The 24,642-nt window shown below is 59.2% G+C and carries 22 protein-coding genes and 2 pseudogenes; 19 read left to right on the top strand and 5 right to left on the bottom strand.

The features are described 5' to 3' along the window. Positions 1-14: 14 nt before the first annotated feature. From hslU to AC4ANE_RS02020, 6 genes are all read left to right on the top strand, one after another. Positions 15-1,352, top strand: coding sequence for an ATP-dependent protease ATPase subunit HslU (hslU, locus tag AC4ANE_RS02045; RefSeq protein ID WP_002551643.1), 1,338 nt, complete (start codon positions 15-17; stop codon positions 1,350-1,352). A gap of 100 nt (positions 1,353-1,452) precedes the next feature. Next, positions 1,453-1,824: a gamma-butyrobetaine hydroxylase family protein gene (locus AC4ANE_RS02040; protein ID WP_002551642.1), complete on the top strand. Its 372-nt coding sequence runs from the start codon at positions 1,453-1,455 to the stop codon at positions 1,822-1,824. Between the two features lie 313 nt (positions 1,825-2,137). Further along, positions 2,138-3,817 (top strand): class II poly(R)-hydroxyalkanoic acid synthase, encoded by a 1,680-nt coding sequence (gene phaC / locus AC4ANE_RS02035; RefSeq protein ID WP_031594987.1) that lies wholly within the window; start codon positions 2,138-2,140, stop codon positions 3,815-3,817. A gap of 63 nt (positions 3,818-3,880) precedes the next feature. Then, positions 3,881-4,738: a poly(3-hydroxyalkanoate) depolymerase gene (gene phaZ / locus AC4ANE_RS02030; protein ID WP_004654231.1), complete on the top strand. Its 858-nt coding sequence runs from the start codon at positions 3,881-3,883 to the stop codon at positions 4,736-4,738. 156 nt (positions 4,739-4,894) lie between these two features. Further along, positions 4,895-6,580 (top strand): class II poly(R)-hydroxyalkanoic acid synthase, encoded by a 1,686-nt coding sequence (gene phaC, locus AC4ANE_RS02025; RefSeq protein WP_031594986.1) that lies wholly within the window; start codon positions 4,895-4,897, stop codon positions 6,578-6,580. A 66-nt stretch (positions 6,581-6,646) separates the two neighbouring features. Continuing rightward, the gene (locus tag AC4ANE_RS02020; protein WP_002551639.1) at positions 6,647-7,261 is read left to right on the top strand and encodes a TetR/AcrR family transcriptional regulator; all 615 of its coding nucleotides are present in this window, start codon (positions 6,647-6,649) and stop codon (positions 7,259-7,261) included. Between the two features lie 233 nt (positions 7,262-7,494). Here AC4ANE_RS02020 and AC4ANE_RS02015 read toward each other — a convergent pair whose 3' ends face one another. The 3 genes from AC4ANE_RS02015 to AC4ANE_RS02005 form a co-directional block, all read right to left on the bottom strand. Next, on the bottom strand, positions 7,495-8,256 hold the full coding sequence (locus AC4ANE_RS02015; RefSeq protein ID WP_460408680.1) for a phasin family protein: 762 nt from the start codon (positions 8,254-8,256) through the stop codon (positions 7,495-7,497). A gap of 10 nt (positions 8,257-8,266) precedes the next feature. Then, complete coding sequence (locus AC4ANE_RS02010) at positions 8,267-8,740, bottom strand: phasin family protein (RefSeq protein WP_002551637.1); 474 nt, start codon at positions 8,738-8,740, stop codon at positions 8,267-8,269. Between the two features lie 98 nt (positions 8,741-8,838). Next, the gene (locus tag AC4ANE_RS02005) at positions 8,839-9,117 is read right to left on the bottom strand and encodes a polyhydroxyalkanoic acid system family protein (RefSeq protein ID WP_002551636.1); all 279 of its coding nucleotides are present in this window, start codon (positions 9,115-9,117) and stop codon (positions 8,839-8,841) included. 143 nt (positions 9,118-9,260) lie between these two features. On the opposite strand from AC4ANE_RS02005, the gene ubiE reads away from it, so the two are divergent. The 13 genes and pseudogenes from ubiE to AC4ANE_RS01940 all read left to right on the top strand — a co-directional run bounded on the left by ubiE (position 9,261) and on the right by AC4ANE_RS01940 (position 19,503). Then, positions 9,261-10,031, top strand: a complete 771-nt coding sequence (gene ubiE / locus AC4ANE_RS02000) for a bifunctional demethylmenaquinone methyltransferase/2-methoxy-6-polyprenyl-1,4-benzoquinol methylase UbiE (protein WP_002551635.1) — start codon at positions 9,261-9,263, stop codon at positions 10,029-10,031. Further along, positions 10,031-10,654 carry a ubiquinone biosynthesis accessory factor UbiJ gene (locus tag AC4ANE_RS01995; RefSeq protein ID WP_031594985.1) on the top strand — a complete coding sequence of 208 codons (624 nt, stop codon included), beginning with the start codon at positions 10,031-10,033 and terminating at the stop codon, positions 10,652-10,654. The genes ubiE and AC4ANE_RS01995 overlap by 1 nt, the downstream gene beginning before the upstream one ends. Next, a complete protein-coding gene (ubiB, locus tag AC4ANE_RS01990; protein WP_002551633.1) occupies positions 10,651-12,270 on the top strand; it encodes a ubiquinone biosynthesis regulatory protein kinase UbiB in 1,620 nt (539 codons plus the stop codon). Before AC4ANE_RS01995 ends, ubiB begins: the two co-directional genes overlap by 4 nt. 67 nt (positions 12,271-12,337) lie before the next feature. Next, positions 12,338-12,730, top strand: a complete 393-nt coding sequence (hisI, locus tag AC4ANE_RS01985) for a phosphoribosyl-AMP cyclohydrolase (RefSeq protein ID WP_002551632.1) — start codon at positions 12,338-12,340, stop codon at positions 12,728-12,730. Positions 12,731-12,732: 2 nt separating this feature from the next. Beyond that, on the top strand, positions 12,733-13,065 hold the full coding sequence (locus tag AC4ANE_RS01980) for a phosphoribosyl-ATP diphosphatase (RefSeq protein WP_002551631.1): 333 nt from the start codon (positions 12,733-12,735) through the stop codon (positions 13,063-13,065). A gap of 44 nt (positions 13,066-13,109) precedes the next feature. Then, the gene (locus AC4ANE_RS01975) at positions 13,110-13,385 is read left to right on the top strand and encodes a twin-arginine translocase TatA/TatE family subunit (protein ID WP_002551630.1); all 276 of its coding nucleotides are present in this window, start codon (positions 13,110-13,112) and stop codon (positions 13,383-13,385) included. A gap of 4 nt (positions 13,386-13,389) precedes the next feature. Continuing rightward, positions 13,390-13,851, top strand: coding sequence for a Sec-independent protein translocase protein TatB (gene tatB / locus AC4ANE_RS01970; protein WP_002551629.1), 462 nt, complete (start codon positions 13,390-13,392; stop codon positions 13,849-13,851). Then, the gene (gene tatC, locus AC4ANE_RS01965; RefSeq protein ID WP_002551628.1) at positions 13,848-14,648 is read left to right on the top strand and encodes a twin-arginine translocase subunit TatC; all 801 of its coding nucleotides are present in this window, start codon (positions 13,848-13,850) and stop codon (positions 14,646-14,648) included. Before tatB ends, tatC begins: the two co-directional genes overlap by 4 nt. After that, entirely contained in the window at positions 14,645-15,352 is a 708-nt protein-coding gene (locus AC4ANE_RS01960) for a 16S rRNA (uracil(1498)-N(3))-methyltransferase (RefSeq protein WP_002551627.1), read from the top strand. The genes tatC and AC4ANE_RS01960 overlap by 4 nt, the downstream gene beginning before the upstream one ends. Positions 15,353-15,440: 88 nt before the next feature. Further along, a pseudogene (locus AC4ANE_RS01955) lies at positions 15,441-16,454 on the top strand (methyl-accepting chemotaxis protein); the annotation flags it as partial. 39 nt (positions 16,455-16,493) lie between these two features. Beyond that, entirely contained in the window at positions 16,494-17,357 is an 864-nt protein-coding gene (locus AC4ANE_RS01950) for a methyl-accepting chemotaxis protein (protein ID WP_445939972.1), read from the top strand. 118 nt (positions 17,358-17,475) lie between these two features. Then, positions 17,476-18,645, top strand: a pseudogene (locus tag AC4ANE_RS01945) (methyl-accepting chemotaxis protein); the annotation flags it as partial. Further along, on the top strand, positions 18,628-19,503 hold the full coding sequence (locus AC4ANE_RS01940; RefSeq protein WP_369812043.1) for a methyl-accepting chemotaxis protein: 876 nt from the start codon (positions 18,628-18,630) through the stop codon (positions 19,501-19,503). The pseudogene AC4ANE_RS01945 and the gene AC4ANE_RS01940, both read left to right, overlap by 18 nt. A gap of 627 nt (positions 19,504-20,130) precedes the next feature. On the opposite strand, the gene mdoH is transcribed toward AC4ANE_RS01940, so the two are convergent. Both mdoH and AC4ANE_RS01930 read right to left on the bottom strand, forming a co-directional pair. Then, a complete protein-coding gene (gene mdoH / locus AC4ANE_RS01935) occupies positions 20,131-22,713 on the bottom strand; it encodes a glucans biosynthesis glucosyltransferase MdoH (RefSeq protein WP_002551624.1) in 2,583 nt (860 codons plus the stop codon). Then, a complete protein-coding gene (locus AC4ANE_RS01930; protein WP_274521415.1) occupies positions 22,706-24,610 on the bottom strand; it encodes a glucan biosynthesis protein G in 1,905 nt (634 codons plus the stop codon). Before AC4ANE_RS01930 ends, mdoH begins: the two co-directional genes overlap by 8 nt. Between the last annotated feature and the right edge of the window lie 32 nt (positions 24,611-24,642).

The following is a 24,642-nucleotide window of genomic DNA, read 5'->3' as shown; positions in this document are numbered from 1 at the left end:
GACCGTGAATTACCATGTCCATGACTCCCCGCGAAATCGTCCACGAACTTAACCGCCATATCATCGGCCAGGACGATGCCAAGCGCGCCGTCGCCATTGCCCTGCGCAATCGCTGGCGCCGCATGCAGCTGCCTGAAGAGCTGCGCGTTGAAGTGACGCCCAAGAACATTCTGATGATCGGCCCGACCGGTGTCGGCAAGACCGAAATCGCCCGTCGCCTGGCCAAGCTTGCCAATGCGCCGTTCATCAAGGTTGAAGCGACCAAGTTCACCGAAGTGGGCTATGTAGGTCGTGATGTCGAGTCGATCATCCGCGACCTGGCCGATGCGGCTATCAAGCTTCTGCGTGAACAGGAGATCATCAAGGTCCGTCATCGCGCCGAAGACGCGGCCGAAGACCGTATTCTCGATGCCCTGTTGCCGCCTGCGCGTGTCGGTTTCAATGAAGACCCTGCGCAAAGCAATGATTCCAACACCCGTCAGCTGTTCCGCAAGCGTTTGCGCGAAGGCCAGCTGGACGACAAGGAAATCGAGATCGAGATCAACGAAGCCGTAGGTGTGGATATCTCCGCGCCACCCGGCATGGAAGAAATGACCAATCAGCTGCAGAGCCTGTTTGCCAACATGGGCAAAGGCAAGACCAAGAGCCGCAAACTCAAGGTCAAGGACGCGCTCAAGCTGGTACGCGAAGAAGAAGCGGGCCGTCTGGTCAATGACGAAGAGTTGAAGGCCAAGGCGCTGGAAGCCGTCGAGCAACACGGCATTGTGTTCATCGACGAGATCGACAAGGTTGCCAAGCGCGGTAATTCGGGCGGTGTCGATGTGTCCCGCGAAGGCGTACAGCGCGACCTGCTGCCGCTGATTGAAGGCTGCACCGTGAATACCAAACTGGGCATGGTCAAGACTGACCACATCCTGTTCATTGCATCTGGTGCGTTCCATTTGAGCAAGCCAAGTGATCTGGTCCCCGAGCTGCAAGGTCGTCTGCCGATCCGCGTTGAACTCAAGGCGCTGTCGCCGCAGGACTTCGAACGCATTCTCAGCGAGCCACATGCGTCGTTGACCGAACAGTATCGCGAGCTGCTCAAGACCGAAGGCCTGAAGATCGAGTTCAAGCCTGAAGGCATCAAGCGTCTTGCCGAGATTGCCTGGCAGGTCAACGAGAAAACCGAGAACATCGGTGCCCGTCGCCTGCACACGCTGCTTGAGCGTCTGCTTGAGGAAGTCTCGTTCAGCGCTGGCGATCTGGCTATCAGCCCTGACGCAGCACCGATTGAAATCGATGCAGAATACGTCAACAGCCACTTGGGCGATCTGGCCGAAAACGAGGACCTCTCGCGGTATATCCTTTAAAGCTGCAAGCGGTTAGCTACAAGCTGCAAGAGGTTCTCCTCTTGCAGCTTTTTTGCTTCTGCCTGTAGCTTGTAGCTGCTATTCCTTGAGGCTGCTTTCAATGCTCCCCACCGCCATCCAGCTGCACAAAGCTTCCAAAACCCTGACGCTGAAGTACGCGCCGGATGAGGAATATCATCTGCCCGCCGAATTTCTGCGCGTGCATTCCCCTTCTGCCGAGGTTCAGGGCCATGGCAGGCCGATCCTGCAATTCGGCAAACTGGGCGTCGGTCTGAGCAAGGTCGAGCCGGCTGGGCAATATGCACTGAAATTGACCTTTGATGATGGCCACGACTCAGGACTGTTCACCTGGGAGTACCTGTACGAGCTGGCAAGACGCCAGGAGTCCCTCTGGGAGGACTATCTGCAAGAGCTGAAAAAAGCCGGCAAATCCCGCGATCCCTCCGAGCAAGTCATCAAGCTGATGCTCTGATCCCGCCCGCCCGCGCGATCCTCACAGAACATTCAAAACCGTGCAGCCTCACCGCTCGCCGTTTTAGGACGCGCTTTCTAATCGTTTTTGTTTCAATGTTCCGTGCAGCGGCCAATGAGTGGCTGACGCTGCTTGCGATTTTTTGAAATCTCGCGTAACCAATAACCTTGGCAAGTTCCCTGCATCGAAGTCGATGCGAGAAACAGCCTGCAAGGCATGAGTTACACGAGCAGTAGTGCTGGCTAACCGCCTGTGTCACTGGTTCACGGGCAAGGAATGTCAGTGTTCGCATCAAGACAATGGAGCGTCGTAGATGAGTAACGCGAAAGACGATGACCTGCAGCGCCAGGCTTCCGAGCACACCCTGGGCCTCAACCCGGTCGTTGGCCTGCGGCGCAAGGATTTACTGAGCACTGCACGGATGGTTTTGCGTCAGGCTTTCAAACAACCGATCCACAGCATCAAGCACGTCGCACACCTGAGCGTCGAACTCGGCAACGTGATCTTCGGCAAATCTGCCTTGCAGCCAACACCGGATGACCGCCGCTTCGCTGATCCGGCCTGGAGCCAGAACCCGCTGTATCGCCGTTACCTGCAGACTTACCTCGCCTGGCGCAAGGAACTGCATGACTGGATCGGTGGCAGCGATCTCACCCCGCAAGACATCAGTCGCGCGCACTTTGTGATCAACCTCATGACCGAGGCCATGTCACCGACCAACTCTGCCGCTAACCCGGCCGCCGTGAAACGGTTCTTTGAAACCGGCGGTAAAAGCCTGCTCGATGGTCTGTCGCACTTGGCCAAGGACCTGGTGAACAACGGCGGAATGCCTAGCCAGGTCAACATGGACGCGTTTGAGGTTGGCAAAAACCTGGGCACCACTGAGGGGGCCGTGGTGTTTCGCAATGACGTACTGGAACTGATCCAGTACAAACCGATTACCGAGCAGGTTCACGAGCGACCGCTGTTGGTGATCCCACCGCAGATCAACAAATTCTATGTCTTCGACCTGAGCCCGGAAAAAAGCCTGGCGCGCTTCTGCCTGCGCAGTAACGTGCAGACCTTCATCATCAGTTGGCGCAACCCGACCAAGGCGCAACGCGAATGGGGGCTGTCGACCTATATCGAGGCGCTCAAGGAAGCGGTCGATGTGGTGCTGGCGATCACCGGCAGCAAAGACCTCAACATGCTGGGTGCCTGCTCCGGCGGCATTACCTGCACGGCGCTGCTGGGCCACTACGCAGCCTTGGGCGAAAAGAAAGTCAACGCCATGACCCTGCTGGTCAGCGTGCTCGATACAACGCTGGATACCGAGGTCGCGCTGTTCGTCGACGAGCAGACTTTGGAAACCGCCAAGCGCCACTCCTATCAGGCGGGCGTGCTGGAAGGTCGTGACATGGCCAAGGTTTTTGCCTGGATGCGCCCTAACGACCTGATCTGGAATTACTGGGTCAACAATTACCTGCTGGGCAACGAGCCGCCCGTCTTCGACATTCTGTTCTGGAACAACGACACCACACGCCTGCCCGCCGCCTTTCACGGCGACCTGATCGAAATGTTCAAAAACAACCCGCTGACCCGCGCCAACGCGCTGGAAGTCTGCGGCACGCCGATCGACCTCAAGCAGGTAACGGCCGACGTGTTCTGCCTGGCTGGCACCAATGACCACATCACGCCGTGGGCCTCATGCTACAAATCAGCACGGCTGTTTGGTGGCAAGACCGAGTTTGTACTGTCCAGCAGCGGCCATATCCAGAGCATCCTCAACCCGCCGGGCAACCCCAAGTCGCGTTACATGACTCACGACGAGTTGCCAGCAGACCCGGCGGCCTGGCAGGAAAACGCGACCAAGCACACCGATTCCTGGTGGCTACACTGGCAAGAATGGCTGGCCACGCGCTCGGGCAAGTTGAAAAATGCGCCTGCCGGGCTCGGCAACAAAGCCTATCCGGCAGCCGAGGCAGCGCCTGGAACCTATGTTCACGAGCGTTAGACCCGTCAGTCTTGAAAAAAACCGGGGTGCGTTCCCGGCGGTTAAATCAACAGGGCTTAGCGCATGCCGCAACCGTTTGTTTTTCGCTCCATCGACCTGAACGGACACACAATTCGTACGGCCGTGCGCCCAGGCAAGAGCCACCTGACACCACTGCTGATATTCAACGGCATCGGGGCCAACCTGGAGCTGGTGTTCCCGTTTGTCGAAGCACTGGATCCGGACCTGGAAGTCATCGCGTTCGATGTGCCGGGGGTCGGTGGTTCGTCGACACCCAATCGGCCTTATCGCTTTCCGGGGCTGGCCAAGCTCGCAGCGCGCATGCTCGATTACCTCAACTACGGGCAGGTCAATGCGATCGGTGTTTCGTGGGGCGGGGCGCTGGCCCAGCAGTTCGCTCATGACTACCCGGAGCGCTGCAAGAAACTGGTGCTGGCCGCCACGTCGGCAGGCATGGCGATGGTGCCGGGCAAGCCTCGGGTGCTGTGGTTGATGGCCAGCCCGCGTCGCTACATTCAGCCGTCGCATGTGATCCGTATCGCGCCGGAGATCTATGGCGGGGCGTTTCGACGTGACCCCAATCTGGCGGCCAATCATGCTGCCAAGGTGCGCTCGTCCGGCAAGCTGGGCTATTACTGGCAATTGTTCGCGGGCATGGGCTGGACCAGCATTCACTGGCTGCACAAGGTTCACCAGCCGACCCTGGTTCTGGCCGGTGATGACGACCCGCTGATTCCGCTGGTGAATATGCGCCTGTTGGCCTGGCGAATACCCAATGCCCAGCTACACATCATCGATGACGGGCATTTGTTCCTGATCACGCGTGCCGAAGCCGTGGCACCGATCATCATGGGTTTTCTGCAACAGGAACGGCAGCGCGCAGTCATGCACCCGCAGCCAACGCCGCCCAGAACGCGCTGATAGCGCCAGCACGCCCGTTAATGTGAACAGCCCGAGAGAAACAACGTCACCCACTGCGCAACACACTGGAGTTTCAACCGCGCAGAACGACGCCAGCCCCTTCGCAAGCGGACTGGCGCCAACCCATGAGTTGCCTGACGAAGGAGTGTTGCCCTCATGCAAGAAAAATCGGCGAAGGTTGCCAGCGCTGCACCCACAAACTTCATCAACGCGCAGAGCGCCATCACCGGCCTGCGCGGGCGAGACCTGTTTTCTACCTTGCGCAACGTCGCAGCCCAGGGTTTGCGGCACCCGTTTCGTAGCGCTCGCCATGCTCTGGCGCTGGGCAAGCAGTTGGGGCGGGTGGTGGTGCTGGGCGAAACACCCTATCCGCACAACCCCAAAGACCCCCGCTTCGCCGACCCGACCTGGAGCCTCAACCCGCTTTATCGCCGGGGCCTGCAGGTGTATCTCAGTTGCCAGCATCAGGTCAGACAGTGGATCGATGACAGCGATATGTCCACAGAAGACCGGGCGCGCGCGCACTTTCTGTTCACACTGATCAACGATGCGCTGGCCCCTTCCAATACGCTGCTCAACCCGCAGGCCGTCAAAGAGCTGTTCAACTCGGGTGGTACCAGCCTGATCAAGGGCCTGAGCCACATGGCCGATGATCTGTTGCACAACAGCGGGCTACCCAGCCAGACCACCAAAGACGCTTTTGAGGTAGGCCGAACCGTAGCGACCACGCCCGGTGCGGTGGTGTTTCGCAACGAAATGTTCGAGCTGATCCAGTATCGACCGATGAGCGAAAAGCAGTTCAGCCGACCGGTCCTGATCGTGCCGCCGCAGATCAACAAGTTCTACATCTTCGACCTCAGCCCAACCAACAGCTTTGTGCAATATGCCCTCAAGAACGGCCTGCAGACCTTTGTCATCAGCTGGCGCAACCCGGATATCCGCCATCGGGAGTGGGGGCTGTCCAGTTATGTCGAAGCGACCGAGCAGGCGATGAATATCTGCCGGGCGATTAGCGCAGCACGCGAGGTCAATCTGGTGGGCGCCTGCGCGGGCGGTCTGACCGTTGCCGCGTTGCTGGGTCACTTGCAGGCCAAGCGACAGACACGCCGCGTGGCCAGCGCAACCTATATGGTCAGCCTGCTGGACAGCCAGATCGAAAGCCCCGCCACGCTGTTTATCGACGAGCAAACGCTTGAAGCTGCAAAGCGCCGCTCCTATCAGCGCGGCGTGCTGGAGGGCAGCGAGATGAATCGGGTGTTTTCCTGGATGCGCCCCAATGACCTGATCTGGACTTACTGGATCAACAATTACCTGCTGGGCAAATCGCCACCGCCGTTCGACATTCTTTACTGGAACAACGACACCACACGCCTACCCGCTGCGTTGCACGGCGATCTGCTGGACTTCTTCAAGCACAACCCGCTCAGCCATCCGGGTGGCCTGGAGGTCTGCGGGACCCCCATCGACCTGCAGAAAGTCACGGTGGACAGTTTCAGCATCGCTGGCATCAACGACCACATCACGCCATGGGACGCGGTGTACCGCTCTACGCTGCTATTGGGCGGCGAGCGGCGCTTCGTGCTGTCCAACAGCGGCCATGTGCAGAGCATTCTCAACCCGCCGGGCAACCCGAAAGCCAACTATGTCGAGAACAGCAAGCTGAGCAGCGACCCGCGCGCCTGGTACTACGACGCGCAGCATCATGATGGCAGCTGGTGGCCGAACTGGTTGAAGTGGATTCAGGAGCATTCCGGGGCCGAGCACGACACCAGGACGGAGATGGGCAACGCCACTTACCCGCCAATGGAGGCTGCGCCCGGGACTTATGTGCATGTGCGCTGAAACGCTGGATTGCGCCCTGCCCGATCAGGCAAAGCCGGCCCTTTGACTCTTGAACAAGAAGACTGGATGAAAACCCGCGACCGTATCCTTGAATGTGCCTTGACGTTGTTCAACCAGCAGGGCGAGCCGAACGTTTCTACGCTGGAAATTGCCAATGAAATGGGTATCAGCCCCGGCAATCTGTATTACCACTTTCATGGCAAGGAGCCGTTGATTCTGAGTCTTTTCGAGCGGTTCCAGGCAGAGCTGGCACCCCTGCTCGATCCGCCTTCGGATGCCAGGCTTGAGGCCGAAGACTACTGGATGTTTCTGCACCTGATTGTCGAGCGGTTATCGCACTATCGTTTCCTGTTTCAAGACCTGTCCAACCTCGCCGGAAGGTTGCCAAAGCTGGCCCGCGGCATTCGCAACCTGCTCAACTCGATCAAGAAAACTCTCGCGTCACTGCTGGCCCGTTTGAAATCGCGGGGGCAACTGGTCAGCGAAACCCAAGCGTTGGGGCAACTTGTGGAACAGATCACCATGAACCTGCTGTTTTCGCTGGATTACCAACGCATTCTGGGCCGCGAGGGTGATGTGCGGGTGGTGGTCTACCAGATCATGATGCTCGTGACCCCACACCTGCTGCCCACCTCGAGGCAGGCTGCCGAACAGTTGGCGATGGAGTATCTGGGTAGGTAAACCTGGGCACGATAAGAAAACGCATCGGCAGGCTGAACGCAACCCCTTGTGGGAGCGAGCTTGTTCGCGAAGTCGGTGGTTCAGGCGATACATATTCGCGGAATGTGCAGGCCCCTTCGCGAACAAGTTCGCTCCCACGGCCTCCGGCCAGAAGCATTGGCACAGGCGGTGTTCGGGATATCAAAAAAGCCCGGACTGCTTGGCAGGCCGGGCTTCGATGTTGCAGCTGTCTGTCAGGACTGGCTGGCGGGTGTTGCCGGTGCTGATGCAGCGGGGGCCGAACCGGTTGCCGGAGCCGCCGATGCAGCGGGCTTGGCAGCCGGTTTTCTGGCTGCTGGTTTCTTCGCCGTGGCCGGTTTGGCAACCGTCTTGGCCTTGCTGGCGGTGACAGCAGCGGCCTTGCTGGCTGCATCGACCGGTTTGGCCGCAGCTTTCTTGACTGCTGGCTTGGCCGCTGCGGTTTTCTGCGCCGTTTTATCCGCTGTTTTGGCGACGGTTTTAGCCGCAGCCTTGACCAAAGGTTTTGCCGCAGTTTTCGGTGCAGGTTTAGCCGCAGCAGCACGCGAAGCGACCGGTTTGGCTTTCTCACCCGTCAACAGCTCGATCTGCCGGGTCAGTTGGTCGACCTTGCTGTGCAGCGCCTGAACTTCATTGCGGCTCGGCACGCCCAAACGCGAAATGGCACTGTTCAGGCGCTTGTCGAAGGCCCCTTCCAGCTCATTCCATTTACCCACCGCAAGGTCTTTCACATCACCGACCCGCGATTTCGCGGTCTTGGCGGTGTCCTTGACCTCATCCAACTGCTTCTGCGCCTCGACCTTGGTCTGCTTCTCGGCTTTCTCGCCGTCTTTGACCAGTGTCTCGAAAAGCTTGCTGCCGTCATTGCTTATCTTGGAATAAGCGCCCAGGCCCGCCAGCCAGATCTGGCGAGAGTATTTCTCGACCTCACCAATCCATGAGCTGCCGTCTTTGTCGGTTTTTTTCTTGCCAGCCATCCTGCTCTCCTTATTGTCCAGACTCTGAACGTTCGAATCGTTTCGACCCGGAGCGTTCAAGCTTTTTAGGCACGACACGTTCAAGCAATGCCGTCAGCTCGTCGAGCTTGGCAGATAGCGTGTCAACATCATGTTTAGACGGGATTGCGATGCGGTTCAAGGCTTTTGCGACGCGACGGTCGAAAGCACTCTCGATTCTGCCGAGTTGCGCCTCGACACGACCTTTGGCGTAAGACACTTCGCCCTTGATCGAGTCGATTTCGCTGTTGGCCGCAAGACGCTTTTCATCGACCGTTTTGACGACTTCCTTTTCGGCCTGCTCGCCAGTCCTGATCAAGTCCCTGACGTACTGTGTGCCTTCCTCGTTGACCCTGGAATAGGCCCCCAGACCGGCCAGCCAGATCTTGCGGGCATACAGCCTGACGTCGGAAAGCGTGGAGAATTGCTGGTCTTGGATGTTTTTCTTCGTGTTCGCTCTGGCCATGGTGCACCTCATGCTCGAAAGTTGAAGGAACCGCCCAGCTATGGGCATAAGCACAACGTTACGGAGAAAAATTAGAATGCTCACCCTAGGGCGAATGCTCAGGCGGCCAGTGCTTTATCCAGGACGCGCTCGACTTCAGTCTTGATGGAGCCGCTCATGGCCGACAGGATGAAGTTCAGCTCGATGTTGATACGGATCAACGCGTCTTCGACTTCAACCTTGCCCTTGGCCCCCTTGCCTTCCAGTTTTACGGTATCGCCTGCCCATTCGTGGGCCAGTCCGTATTTGTCGGAAAGCTTCTCGACCAGTTGCTCGGCCCTCTCGCGAGCCTTTTCCCGGCCCAGTGCGTGCGGGCGTTCAACGGTTATCTTGGCCATGCAGGCTTCCTTGATGATCAGATGAAATGCGGCGCAACTATATACAGCCGCCTGCATCCAAGAAAGCGTTGCCGGTGAGCCTTGTCAAGACAAAGCCGGCCCTGGCGATTAGAATGACCCGCACTCTATTCCGGTGAAGCGATATGAACGATCAGCGCAAAGGCAGCGATGCCGAACCTACGACTCACTTCGGTTACAAAAATGTACCGGAAAGCCAGAAGGCAGAAAAAGTCGCTGAGGTTTTCCATTCGGTTGCAGCCAAGTACGACCTGATGAACGACCTGCTGTCCGGTGGCATGCATCGTCTGTGGAAGCGTTTTGCAATCGAGCTTTCGGGCGTCCGTACCGGCAATCGTGTGCTCGACATTGCGGGCGGCACGGGCGATCTGACTCGCAAGTTCTCTAATCTGGTCGGTCCGACCGGGCAGGTCGTGCTGGCAGACATCAACGCCTCCATGCTCAAGGTCGGCCGTGACCGCCTGCTGGACCTTGGCGTGTCGGGCAACGTCGAGTTTGTCCAGGCCGACGCCGAGAAACTGCCCTTCCCGGACAACCATTTCGACTGCGTGACCATCGCCTTCGGTCTGCGCAACGTGACGCACAAGGAAGACGCTCTGCGTTCCATGCTGCGCGTGCTCAAGCCCGGTGGACGCCTGCTGGTGCTGGAGTTTTCCAAGCCGACCAACAAGCTCATGTCCAAGGCCTATGACGCCTACTCGTTCGCGTTCATGCCGCTGATGGGCAAGCTGGTCACCAATGACTCGGAAAGCTATCGCTATCTGGCCGAATCGATCCGCATGCACCCCAACCAGGAAACCCTCAAGTCGATGATGGTGGAAGCCGGTTTTGACCGCGTGACCTACCACAACATGACGGCGGGCGTCGTGGCCTTGCATCGCGGTATCAAACCCTGATGTTGCTTCGGGGGCTGCTCGCCAGTATCGAGCACGGCATCAATCGCGTGTTGCGCCTGGACAGCACCGCGCTACCGCGTATGGCGCGCTTGTCCGGGCATGTCATTGCCGTGGACTGTCGCGATCCGTCCCTGAAAATCTTTATCCTGCCCAGTGACGAAGGTCTGCTGCTGGCCGCAGACTGGGCTGCCGACGCCGACTGCACCTTGCGTGCCCCAGTCTCCAGCCTGCTGCGTCTGGCCCTGAGCAAGGACAAGACCGCTGTGCTGCATGGCCCCGACGTCGAGCTGGACGGTGACAGTGGCGTACTGCTGGAACTGGTCGGCATTCTTCAGGATCTGGAACTGGACTGGGAACACGAACTGTCCAACTGGGTCGGCCCGGTGGCCAGTCAGTTGTTCAGCAGCCGACTGCGCAACAGTGGACGCTGGACACGTGAAAGTTTCACCAGCCTCAGCCAGAACGTTGCCGACTACCTCAGCGAAGAATCGCGTACGCTGGTGGGTAAGCACGAAGCTGAAGCACGATTCGCCGAACTCGATCAGATCAAACTCGATCTGGACCGTCTCGAGGCGCGCTTTGCCCGCCTCGCCCACTCCCTCAATACCAGCGATAACGCATGAAGCTGCTTGCCGTCCGCCGTTTGTTTCGCATTCAACGTGTCGTTATCCGCTATCGCCTTGATGACCTGTTGTTCGCCCTGCCCCTGCCCTGGTGGATGCTCGCGGTGCGTTTCGTGCTGCCCTGGCGCTGGCTGCCGCGGCGTAAATCCGAGCTGAGCCGTGGTGTACGCTTTCGTCTGGCATTGCAGGACCTGGGGCCGATTTTCATCAAGTTCGGGCAACTGCTGTCTACCCGGCGCGACTTGCTGCCCGAAGACATCGCCGACGAACTGATGCTGCTGCAGGACCGCGTGCCGCCGTTCGATCAGCAACTGGCGATCAAGCTGATCGAAGAACAGCTCGGCGCGCGCATCTGTGACGTGTTCAGCCGCTTTGACGAGAAGCCTTTGGCATCCGCTTCGGTCGCTCAGGTGCATGCCGCCTGCCTGAAGACCGGCGAAGAAGTCGTGGTCAAGGTGGTACGCCCCGGCCTCAAGCCGATCATCGGCCAGGATCTGGCGTGGCTGTTCATTCTCGCCCGCACCGCCGAGCGCGTCTCCGCCGATGCCCGCCTGCTCCACCCGGTGCAGGTGGTGATGGATTATGAAAAGACCATCTACGACGAACTCGACCTGCTGCGTGAAGCGGCCAACGCCAGCCAGTTGCGGCGCAATTTCGAAGGCTCCGACCTGCTTTACGTGCCACAAGTCTACTGGGACTGGTGCCGCCCGAAAGTGCTGGTCATGGAGCGCATCTACGGGCTTCAGGTAACCGATCTGGCCGCGCTGGCCGATCAGCGCACCGATATGAAACTGCTCGCCGAGCGCGGTGTGGAGATTTTCTTCACGCAGATATTTCGCGACAGTTTCTTCCACGCCGACATGCACCCCGGCAACATTTTCGTCAGCACGGTCAACCCGTGGGCGCCGAAGTACATTGCCATCGACTGCGGTATCGTCGGCAGTCTGACCCCGGAAGATCAGGATTATCTGGCGCGTAACCTGTTTGCCTTTTTCAAACGAGATTATCGTCGCGTTGCGCAACTGCACATCGATTCGGGCTGGGTGCCGGCAGAGACCAAGCTCAATGAATTCGAAGCGGCCATCCGCACGGTCTGTGAGCCGATTTTCGAGAAGCCGCTCAAGGATATTTCCTTCGGCCAGGTGCTGATGCGTCTGTTCCAGACCGCGCGCCGCTTCAATATGGAAGTCCAGCCGCAACTGGTTCTGCTGCAAAAGACCCTGCTCAACATCGAAGGCTTGGGTCGTCAGTTGTACCCTGATCTGGACCTGTGGAGCACCGCGCAGCCTTATCTGGAGCGCTGGATGCGTGAACGGGTCAGCCCGAAGACCCTGCTGGGCAATCTGCAATCACAGGTCGAGCAACTGCCGCACATCGCGGGCATGACCCGTGACCTGCTGGAGCGCATGTCCCGCCCGCACGCCTCGGATCCGCCGCGCCCGTGGCACGATCGCAAGGACGAGCCGGTCCTGCGGCTGATCGGCGCGGCATTGCTGGTCGGCGGCGCGATACAGTACTGGGTGATGAGCGAGGCCGCTACCCAGTTGCTGACGCTCACCGCGTGGCCGGCGGCGATCATGCTCATCGCCGGGCTGTATCTGATCGTTCGCCGATAGCCAGCAGCGGATGGCGCTGGCACACTGTTCAATCCGCCGGGCATGAACGCCGGCTGCCGGAGGAGATATGAAAGACTGGCTGGACGAGATTCACTGGAACAGCGACGGTCTGGTGCCTGCAATTGCTCAGGATCACAAGACCGGTCGAGTATTGATGATGGCCTGGATGAACCGCGAAGCCCTGAGCCTGACGGCGTCGGAGAATCGTGCCATCTATTGGTCGCGTTCGCGTGGCAAACTCTGGCGTAAAGGTGAAGAATCAGGTCATGTGCAAAAGCTGCACGAACTGCGCCTGGACTGTGATGCCGATGTCATTATCCTGATGGTCGAGCAGATCGGCGGTATCGCGTGCCACACCGGCCGCGAAAGTTGCTTTTACCGAGTGTATGAAAACTCAGGCTGGAAGACCGTCGACCCGGTTTTGAAAGATCCTGACGCTATTTACTCAGCAGGCCACTGAACATGACTGATACGTTGTCCCGTCTGGCCGAGGTGCTGGAATCACGCAAGGACGCCGCTGCCGACAGTTCCTACGTCGCCAGCCTGTATCACAAGGGCCTGAACAAGATTCTGGAAAAGCTCGGTGAAGAATCGATCGAGACCATCATCGCTGCCAAGGACGCTGCAGTCAGCGGAGATTGCAGCGACGTGATCTATGAAACCGCTGACCTGTGGTTTCATAGCATGGTGATGCTCGCGGCGCTGGGTCAGCACCCACAAGCCGTGCTCGATGAACTGGACCGCCGATTCGGCCTGTCCGGCCACGCGGAAAAAGCCGCTCGCACGGCAGAATAACGCTCACCCCTTTCAAGCTTGAAATCTTTTACGAGGACTGTTTCATGGGTATTTTTGACTGGAAACACTGGATCGTCATCCTGATCGTCGTGGTACTGGTTTTCGGGACCAAGAAACTCAAGGGTCTGGGCAGCGACGTCGGCGAATCGATCAAGGGCTTTCGCAAGGCGATGAATGACGATGACAAGCCAGCAGAACAGCCTGCACCTCAGCCACAGCAGGCACAGGCTGCCCCTCAGGGTTCGCCATTGAATCAGCCGCATACCATCGACGCGCAGGCGCACAAAGTCGACGAGCCGATCCGCAAAGACCAGGTTTAAGCCCATGTTCGGTATCAGCTTCTCTGAACTGCTGCTTGTCGGCCTGGTTGCCTTGCTGGTACTGGGCCCAGAGCGCCTGCCGGGTGCGGCACGCACCGCAGGCTTATGGATCGGCCGGTTGAAGCGCAGCTTCAATGCGATCAAACAGGAAGTTGAACGTGAAATCGGGGCCGACGAAATTCGTCGGCAGCTGCACAACGAGCACATTATTTCGCTGGAAGACGAAGCGCGCAAAATGTTCGCGCAGAATCAGCACCCCGAGACCACCTACGAGCCGGTTAGCCCGCAGCCGGCCTCGGTGCAGCCCGACGCCGCCAACACCGGTCACAACACCCTCGGCCCAGCGGAGCCTGCGGCACCAAAACCCGCGCTATCGCTGGAGAAAACCGCGAAGCCAGTCGATGCCGATACACCGGTCCCGACGCCTCCCGTCCACGATTCGTCATTGCCACCGCGAGCCCCATGAGCGCTGATACCCCGGAAAACGATCAGCAAATGCCGCTGATCTCGCACCTCACCGAGTTGCGTACACGTCTGTTGCGTTGTGTTGCGGCAGTGTTCCTGATTTTTGCCGGTCTGTTCTACTTCACGCAGAAGATCTACACATTGGTCTCGGCGCCGCTGCGCGTCTATCTGCCTGAAGGCGCGACAATGATCGCCACCGACGTGGCCTCGCCGTTCATCACGCCGTTCAAGCTGACCATGATGGTCGCGCTGTTTCTGTCCATGCCGGTCATCCTGCACCAGATCTGGGGCTTTATCGCGCCGGGCTTGTATAAGCACGAGAAGCGCGTTGCAGTGCCACTGCTGGTGTCGAGCATCATCCTGTTCTACGCAGGCATGGCCTTCGCGTACTTTTTGGTCTTCCCGCTGATTTTCCACTTCTTCGCCAGCGTTACACCGGAAGGCGTGTCGATGATGACCGACATCGCCAGTTATCTGGACTTCGTGATGACGTTGTTCTTCGCCTTTGGCGTGGCCTTCGAAATCCCGGTGGCCGTGGTGCTGCTGGTGTGGATCGGTATTGTCGACGTCAAGTACCTGAAGAAGATCCGTCCTTACGTGATCATCGGCTGCTTCGTGGTCGGCATGATCCTGACGCCGCCGGACATCTTCTCGCAGACGCTGTTGGCAGTACCGATGTGGCTGCTGTTCGAGCTGGGCGTGCTGTGCAGTTCGATGATCAAGAAGCGTGGTGAACATCCGGACGATCAGGCCGAGGACGCTGACAAGCAGGATCAGCCGCCCGCGACCACACCGTGAACCTGCTGTTGCTTGAGGAAGCCGATTTCATTGCGGCTGACCGGGTGGTCCTGCGTGACCGCCGTCTGAAGCACATGCAGGAGGTGCATCGTGCAGAGGTCGGCGACAGTCTGCGCGTCGGCCGCATTAATGGCCTGCTGGGCAATGCCGAACTGCTGCGCCTTGAACCCCATGAGGCAGAGCTGCGTGTCGAACTGCAGAGTGCTCCGCCGACAAAACTGCCGCTTACCCTGCTGCTGGCGTTGCCACGCCCCAAGATGTTACGCCGGGTGTTTCAGACCGTCGCGACCATGGGCGTGCCGAAAGTCATCCTGCTGAACAGCTACCGGGTAGAAAAAAGCTTCTGGCAGACGCCGTTTCTAGAGCCTGAAGCCATCCGCGAGCAACTGATTCTGGGCCTGGAACAGGCGCGCGATTCGGTGCTGCCTGAGATTGTGATCGAAAAGCGCTTCAAGCCTTTCGTTGAAGATCGCTTGCCACAGATCGCGCTCGACACACTGGGCCTGGTTGGCCATCCCGGTGATTTCCCCGCCTGCCCTCGTGCGGTCACAGAGCAAGTCACGCTGGCCATCGGCCCTGAAGGGGGCTGGATACCCTACGAAATCGATCTGTTGCGTCAGTCGGGTTTGCAGCCTGTGCAATTGGGCGAACGTATCCTGCGCGTCGAAACCGCTGTAACGGCCCTTCTCGCCCGCTTGTTCTAAGCTGTCAGTGTCGACTCAATCGCTTCAGTTAACCGATAACTGGCCGATGCAATTGCATACTTAGAGCAAAAGACGTCAAGGAGTGATCATGTCTCGTGGGTTATCCAAAAGCCTCGCCAATGCGAGTGTCAGCCTGAAATTGGCGATCGGCTTTGGCCTGGTGCTGTTGATGACGCTGATGATTTCGGCCACCGGCTGGTTCAGCAATCAGGCTCTGATCGATCGAGGGGACCGTGTTACTGCGATTGCGCAGGTCAATGAGCTGACCCTTCAGTTGCGCATCAACCGTATGAGCTACGAGGCGCTGTACAACGCAGAGACCGCAGCGCAGGTCAGAAGTACGCTCGATCAACTGGACGCCGCGCTGCAAAGCGCCAGGAACCTGCTGCGATCCCCCGAGAACCTGCAATTGCTGGATGCCCAGACTCAGGCCACCCGCGACTATCGCCAGTCGTTTGAGGACATGAGCAAGGCAATCGAAACCCGCGAAGCGAGCCGCAGCCAGATGGGCGAAAACGCCGACAAGGCGGTGGATCAGGCCGACAGGATCGAAGCCGAGCTGCTCAAGGCAGACAACATTCTGGCCTTCAATGGCATCGTCGGCGTCAGCAAGCTGATTCAGCAGGCGCGTTTTCAGGTACGTGGTTACACCTACAGCGGCCGTCCCGATTTCGAAAAGGACGCCAATAAGGCCATCGATGACGCAGTGACCGGAATCAATACGCTGGCTGGCGATATTTCCTCCGATTATTCGCCCATGCTGCAGCAGGCCATTGCCGGGCTGAATGGCTACCGCGCGGCTGTAGGCAAATACCGCGATGCCCAGGCCGCCTCCAAGGCCGCGCTGGAAAAAATGACCACACTGGGCGTCAGCATGCTCGACACCAGCAACGACCTGATCATCCGGCAGAACAAGAGCCGTGACGCAGACAGCGCCAAGTCGGTCACGATGATCGCTGCCGCTACGGCGTTGGCGCTGGTGCTGAGCATTCTCGCGGCGTGGGTCATCACTCGCCAGATCACCACCCCGTTGCAGGAGACCCTCGAAGTAGTGGAGCGGGTGGCTTCGGGCGACCTGAGTCGCAACCTCAAGGTTGATCGCAAGGACGAACTGGGCAAACTGCAGGCCACGATTCAACGTATGACGGTGAGCCTGCGTGAGCTGGTCGGCGGGATTCGCGATGGCGTCACCCAGATCGCCAGCGCGGCGGAAGAGCTGTCAGCGGTCACAGAGCAGACCAGCGCCGGAGTCAACAGCCAGAAGGTCGAAACCGATCAGGTCGCCACCGCCATGCATGAAATGACGGCAACGGTTCAGGAGGTTGCGCGCAACGCCGAGGAAGCCTCGCAAGCAGCAGTGGCGGCAGACCGTCAGGCCCGTGATGGCGAACGAGTGGTCAACGAGGCCATTGCGCAAATCGAACGTCTTGCCTCCGCGGTGGGCAACTCCAGCGAAGCGATGGGCGCGCTGAAACAGGAAAGCGACAAGATCGGCAGCGTGCTGGACGTCATCAAATCAGTCGCCGAACAGACCAACCTGCTGGCCTTGAACGCCGCTATCGAGGCAGCCCGCGCCGGTGAGGCCGGCCGGGGCTTTGCTGTGGTTGCCGATGAGGTGCGCAGTCTGGCGCAGCGCACGCAGAAATCCACCGAAGAGATCGAAGCACTGATTGCCGGCCTGCAAAGCGGCACACAGCAGGCCACAAACGTCATGGACAGCAGTCGCGAGCTGAGCACCAGCAGCGTGGAACTGACACGTCGGGCCGGAGGATCGCTGGAAAGCATCACCAAAACCGTCTCGGCGATCCAGGCGATGAATCAGCAGATCGCCGCCGCCGCCGAAGAACAGAGCGCCACCGCCGAAGAGATCAACCGCAGCATCATCAATGTCCGCGATGTGTCCGAACAGACGTCTGCGGCCAGCGAAGAGACCGCGGCGTCCAGTGTCGAACTGGCAAGACTTGGCAACCATCTTCAATTGCTGGTGAGTCGCTTTACTGTCTGACCTGGCAGCATCCAGCCCGCGCCAGCACTGAGCGCGGGCTTCTTTTCCCGTAAAAACGTGACACCGTTCACCCCTCCTTCGTGCTCGGAAATATCCTACGACCTTCTCAGGTCACGCAATGAATCACCACGCCGATGCGCTCACAACGCATGTTCTGACTCGCCCGGAACATGCTTTTGTTCGCTCATTGCAGGAGATTCCTATGTTCCGACTGATCAATCACGCGCTCGGCAACATGAACGTCAGATTCAAGCTGTCCCTGGGTTTCGGCCTGGTGCTGTTATTGACGCTGATCATCACACTGACCGGCTGGCATGGTCTGTACACCATGATCGACCGCTCCGAGTCGCTCTCGGACATCGCCCAGCTCAACGGTCTGACCAAAGACCTACGCGCCGAGCGAATCACCGACCGCGTCGAAAAAACGCCGGAGAGCACCGCGCTGGTCACAGAAAAGCTCAATGAAATGAAAGCCCAACTCACCCTGCTGCACACACAGAGTGAGGAGGAGGCAACCATCAAGCTGCTAAACGGCCAGTTCGAGATGCTGAACAGGCTGGAAAAGACCTTCGCGGACGTTCGCACCAACCGACAAACCCGCAACCAGATACGCGCGCGCCTGGAGCAGACGTCCGAACAGGCCTTGCAGGCCATCGCGCAGGTTGAGGTAGAGGTACTCAAAAGCGTCAGCCAGGAACAGGACAGCAGCGAGCGGATGGAGGAGTTCACCAACATTTCCCAACTGAGGCAGCAGGTGCAGACCGCTCGTTATCAGGTGCAGGCGTATACCTTCACCACCCGCGACGCGGATGAGCACGCGGCCATTGCGGCCATCGACGAAGCGCTCAAGGAGATCGGGCAGATCGCTCAGGATCAGGGCAATGAAAGCCTTCAGGGCCTGACCCCGGCGACCGCCGCCTTGCAGAGTTATCGGGAACGGCTTGGCGAGTTCAAGCAGATACAGACCAAGGCCGAAGCGGATCAGGAAATCATGGAAGGTCTTGGCGAAACGCTGCTGGACTCCGTCGCGGCGCTGAACCGCCTGCAGACTGCCCAGCGTGACAGCGAGGCGGCCAACTCCAGCGCCATGCTGAGCAGTGTTGCAGGCCTGGCATTGCTGATCGGATTGCTTGCCGCCTGGATCATGACCCGGCAGATCACCGTGCCGTTGCAGCAGACTCTGGGGGCCGCAGCACGCATCGCCCAGGGCGACCTGAGTCGGGACATATCGGTTACACGCCGTGACGAAATGGGTCAGTTGCAACGCAGCATGCAGACCATGACCATCAGCCTGCGCGAACTGGTTGGCGGCATCAGCGAGGGCGTATCGCAGATCGCCAGCGCAGCCGAGCAGTTGTCAGCAGTGACCAGGCAGACCTGCATCGGGGTCACCAGTCAGAAAGACGAAACCGATCAGGTGGCCACGGCCATGAATGAAATGGCCGCAACCGTGCAGGAAGTCGCGCGCAATGCGCAGGAAGCGTCGCAGGCGGCCGCTCAGGCGGATCAACAGGCGCGCAGTGGCGATGAAGTGGTCGGGCAGGCGATCAGTCAGATCGAGCAGCTGGCTCTCGAGGTGCTGAACTCCACGCAGTCGATGAGCGCGCTCAAGCAGGAAAGCAACAAGATCGTTGGCGTTCTGGATGTGATCAAGTCTGTTTCACAGCAGACCAACCTGTTGGCCCTCAATGCGGCCATCGAGGCAGCCCGCGCGGGAGAGGCCGGGCGCGGCTTCGCGGTGGTTGCCGATGAAGTCCGTGGTCTGGCGCAACGCACGCAAAAGTCCACCGAGGAAATCGAAGAGCTGATCGCCGCCCTGCAAACCGGCACCCAACAAGTCGCAACCACCCTGGATAACAGCCGCACCCTGACCGACAACACGGTTGAGCTGAGCCGTCGCGCGGGTGGCGCACTGGAGCAGATCACCCGCACCGTGGCGACGATCCAGCACATGAACAAACAGATCGCTACCGCCAGCGAGGAACAGAGCGTAGTCGCCGAACAGATCAACCGTAACGTCATCAGCGTACGCGACATCTCCGAACAGACCGCCGCCGCCAGCGAGCAAACCGCAGCCTCCAGCGTCGAACTCGCCAGACTGGGAACTCACTTGCAGACACTGGTGGGGAAATTCAGGGTGAGTTGAACCACCATTGCACCAGCAGGCGGCCCGGCTAACACTATCGTGCCCATGCTCCGCGCGGGCATGCCGGTCTGGACGCTCCGAATCCTCTTGCGACGCAGAGCGTCGTGAACTGCATTCCCACGCTGGAGCGTGAGGAACGAGCGTCGTCAGGGATAACACTATCGTGCCCATGCTCCGCGTGGGCATGCCGGTCTGGACGCTCCGCGTCCTCTTGCGACGCAGAGCGTCGTAAACTGCAATCCCACGCTGGAGCGTGAGGAACGAGCGTCGTCAGGGATAACACTATCGCGCCCATGCTCCGCGTGGGCATGCCGGTCTGGACGCTCCGCGTCCTCTTGCGACGCAGAGCGTCGTAAACTGCAATCCCACGCTGGAGCGTGAGGAACGAGCGTCGTCAGGGATAACACTATCGTGCCCATGCTCCGCGTGGGCATGCCGGTCTGGACGCTCTGCGTCCTCTTGCGACGCAGAGCGTCGTGAACTGCATTCCCACGCTGGAGCGTGAGGAACGATCGGGGTTCTGGAGAACCCGTCTTGACCATGTCCTGTGCATTTATGTGCCGCAAAGCCCAATAAAAAGCCCCCGACGCGCTAAGCGTCAGGGGCTTTTTTCGTAGCCGGGCGGTTTTAGACCGGGACCGGCTCCGATGCTTTACCTACTGGTTGCAAAGGCAGCAACGGCGCATGTGGATCAGCTTCGATGGAAGCTCTCCAGGCGGCCAGCCACTCTTCGTGACCTTCGCTCCAGACGCGCTCATGCAGGCGCCCAAGGGCGACCGGGTCGCTCAGCAGCATCAGACGTTCCTGATTGCCGAGTTTGGCCGGACCTACCTTCAGAGCATGATCAACACGCTCCATGCGCACCACTTCGATCGGCTGTGCCTGACGGTGACGCGAGGTTGCCAGGGCGCAGGCCAGAGCATTCTGGCGAGGATCCACCACAGCCCGAATGAAGCCTTGTTTCAGCGCATGCCAGCGGTTCTCGTAGGTGTACTGATCCGTCGAGATCAACTCTTGCGGCGGTTCGAACTCTTCAGGAATCAGGAAGAACTTCTCGTCACGCGCCTTGACGCCCAGATTGGTACGGCTGGAAATCACCGATACCGGAATCGACAGCATCAACGAGACCACAATCGGCGCAAGCCACCACAGGAAGCTCGGGTTCAACCAGAACACCAGCAAGGCCCAGCACGCGCCCAGCAGTGTCTGTGGACCATGACGCTTAACGGCTTCGATCCACGGCGTGGAGTCGTCGTCGCGTTGCGGAGAGTTCCAGGTTGCGGCCCAGCCCAGGAAAGCGGCCAGTACGAAGCGGGTGTGGAACAGCATGCGCACCGGTGCCAGCAGCACCGAAAAGAGCATTTCCAGCAGCATCGAAACGGTGACCTTGAACTTGCCACCGAAGCCTTTCGCGCCCTTGGCCCAGATCAGAATGACGCTGAGCAGTTTAGGCAGGAACAGCAGGACGATGGTCGTCGAGAACAACGCAACAGCTTTTTCCGGGTGCCATTGTGGCCACAGCGGATACAACTGACGCGGTTCAAGGAAGTAGGTCGGCTCCATCAGTGTGTTCACCGCCAGCAAGGCCGTGGACAGCACGAGGAAGAAGAACCACAACGGTGCCGACAGATACGACATCACACCGGTCAGGAACACCGCACGGTGAACCGGGTGCATGCCCTTGACCAGGAACAGCCTGAAGTTCATCAGGTTGCCGTGGCACCAACGGCGGTCACGCTTGAGTTCGTCCAGCAGGTTGGGCGGCAATTCTTCATAACTGCCCGGCAGGTCGTAAGCAATCCACACGCCCCAGCCGGCACGGCGCATCAGCGCAGCTTCGACGAAGTCGTGAGACAGGATCGCACCGGCAAAGGCACCTTTACCCGGCAGCGGCGCCAAGGCGCAATGCTCGATAAACGGCTTCATGCGGATGATCGCGTTGTGACCCCAATAGTGGGATTCACCCAACTGCCAGAAGTGCAGACCGGCCGTGAACAGCGGACCGTAGACCCGCGTAGCGAACTGCTGCATGCGTGCATACAGCGTGTCCATACCCGACGCACGTGGCGCGGTCTGGATGATACCGGCGTCCGGCGTGGCTTCCATCAGGCGAACCAGACTGGTCAGACACTCTCCGCTCATGACGCTATCGGCATCGAGCACGACCATGTAGCGGTATTCACCACCCCAACGACGGCAGAAGTCGTCCAGGTTGCCGCTTTTGCGTTTTACGCGACGACGACGACGGCGATAGAAGATCTTGCCGAAACCTTTGGTCTCGCGGCATACGTCCAGCCAGGCCTGTTGCTCGGCAACGGCAATGTCGGTCTCGTTGGTGTCGCTGAGTACGAAGAAATCGAAACGATCCAGATCACCCGTAGCCGCGACCGACTCGAACGTAGCGCGCAGGCCGGCGAAAACCCGTGGCACGTCTTCGTTGCAGATCGGCATGACCAGCGCAGTACGTGCGCCCTTTTCGATCGGCTCGTTGCCAGCACTGGCACCCGAGATACGGTATTTGTCGCGACCGGTGAGCAGCTCAAGGAAGCCCATCAGTGCGGTCCAGAAACCGGCCGACACCCAGCAGAAGAGAATCCCGAATAGCAACAGAATGCTGGTCTGCAAGGCATAAGGCATGACCTGCAAAGCAGTCTGCACGAAGGTCTGACGGGTGATTTCGTCGAGCGAAACCAGCGACCAGCCCTGATACGGGAGAATGCCCTTCATATACCAGCCAGCCACGATCGTTTGACCCAGCATCAGGATCAGCAGGATGTAACGACGGATCGAACCGACGGTGCGCCAGCGCGCCTTGGGCAGATCACGAGGCAGATCGTCGGGCTCTGGCTTGGGCGGGTTGGTCTTGCCGGTCAGGCGACGCCAGCCGCGTACCAGAATGTTGGTGCGCCATGGCTCTGGCACGACCTTGGTCCGGCGAATCGGCGGTGTGGCCTTGAGGCACAGGCGACCGCTGGCATCGACGCCGAGCATCTCGGCGTCCTCCAGCTGGTCTGCGGTGGTCAGCGTAAGGCGGCGACCCACCGAAGCCTGAGCGGCCTCGGCAGGGTCATTGACCGGCTGCGCAGAAAGACGCTCATGCAACTCGGCGAAGGTCTTGCAGCCGGCAAGTTCTGCCCGCTGCTCGTCGCTCATCGGTAAATGCGCCAGGTACTCGTTCAGAGACACTGGCACCGGTAGAGAATTACTCATCGCTCGGCAACTGATAGCTCCAGGTCTCGGTCATGACTTGCAACGTCTTGGCCGGTTCCGGATGGGTGGGTGCTGCCTCGGTTTCAGGCTGCTGAATCTCTTTACCGTCCTTGTCCTTGGCTGCATCGGTTTTGGCAACTTCGCCTTTACCTTTCGCAGCGTCGGCCTTGCCAGCTTCAGGCTTGGCGGTCTCGGGTTTGGCGGCTTCAGGCTTCGGCGCGTCGGCCTTGGCGATTTCTACCTGGTCGTTGGCAGATTCCTTGGCAACTGCCGGTTTGGCAGCTTCCTTGGCAGCAGCCTTCTTCTCTTCAGCTTTGTCTGCAACGAGCAGCGCAGGTTCCTTGCCCGGTTCGGTAGGGATCTCACGCAGCAGGTAAGCGCGCATTTCGGTTGGCTTGCCGGAATCCTTGACCTTCACACGCAGGGTCAGGCGGTAGCCTTTGGTGACCGGGTTATAGCGCAGGTTGTTTTCCACCAGTTCGACGTTGTCGTCAGTGGTCACCTGGCTGCGAATGGTCTTGTCTTCCGGCAATGCGGCCAGTACCGGGCCCACGAAGTCGACCAGGAAGGCAAGGCTGCCATCCGGCTGACGGATCAGGTTGGACTGACGCACATCACCGATGGAGCGTTGGGTCTGCTTGACCCAGCCCAGATCCGGCGAGTGGATCGAGTTTTCCTGCATGGTCCAGTGCAGACGGTAATCGAATGCCATTTCCTTGCCCGGCTCTGCGAGAGTCTCAGGCTTCCAGTAGGCCACGATGTTGTCGTTGGTCTCGTCGGCAGTCGGAATTTCGACCAGCTCGACGGTGCCCTTGCCCCAGTCACCTTTCGGCTCGATCCAGGCGCTTGGACGCTTGTCATAGCGGTCATCCAAGTCTTCGTACTGGCTGAAGTCACGGCCACGTTGCAGCAGACCGAAACCACGCGGGTTTTCGACCGAGAAGCTGCTGATGGACAGATGTTTAGGGTTGTTCAGCGGACGCCACAACCACTCACCGTTGGCAGCCTGAATCGACAGACCGCTGGAGTCGTGCAGCTCGCGACGATAGTTAGGTACACGCGAAGGCTGGTTGGCACCGAACAGGAACATACTGGTCAATGGCGCAACACCGAGCTTGTTGACCTTGTCACGCAGGAACATGCGCGACTTGACGTCAACCAGAGTGTTGGTGCCAGGACGCAGGGTCAACTGATAAGCACCGGTAGCGCGCGGCGAGTCGAGCAGCGCGAAGATCACCAGATGATTGTCATCCGGACCCGGCTTCTCGATCCAGAATTCCTTGAAGCGCGGGAACTCCTCACCAGACGGCGATGCAGTGTCGATTGCCATGCCGCGTGCGGACAGGCCATAGACCTGACCCTTGCCGATCACGCGGAAGTAGCTCGCGCCCAGCATGGTCATGATTTCGTCCTGCTTGTCATCCTTGTTGATCGGATACAGGACACGGAAACCGGCATAACCCAGTTTCTCGGTGGATTTGGGGTCGATCTTCAGATCGCCGAAATCGAAACGACTGGAGTCGTACTTGATTTCGTCGACGCTGGTAGCGGTCACTTCGTTGATCTTGACCGGCGTGTCGAAGTGCATGCCCTGGTGGTAGAAAGACACTTTGAACGGAGTCTTCTCGCCCGCCCATTCGGCCTTGTCATCACGGAAGCGAATCTTCTGATAGTCGGCAAACTTCATATCGCGAAGCTCGTTCGGCAGATTGCTCCTTGGAGCCTCGAACTTCTGCCCGGCCAGTTCTTTGGCTTTTGCCGTTACATCATCAAGATTGAACGCCCACAGCTGACCTGCACTGAACAGGCATACAAGGGCCGAGCTTGCCAGAAGTGCACTACGCAACCGCTTGACAGGTGTCTTTGGAGCATCACAGGGACTAACAATCACGAGCAACCCTCGCCGAAAAACAGATGAAAAAACCAACG

The sequence above is a fragment of the Pseudomonas sp. Pme6b genome (assembly GCF_058129925.1).
The sequence above is the reverse complement of the archived record's forward strand: the minus strand, read 5'-3'. Positions and strand labels throughout refer to the sequence as shown.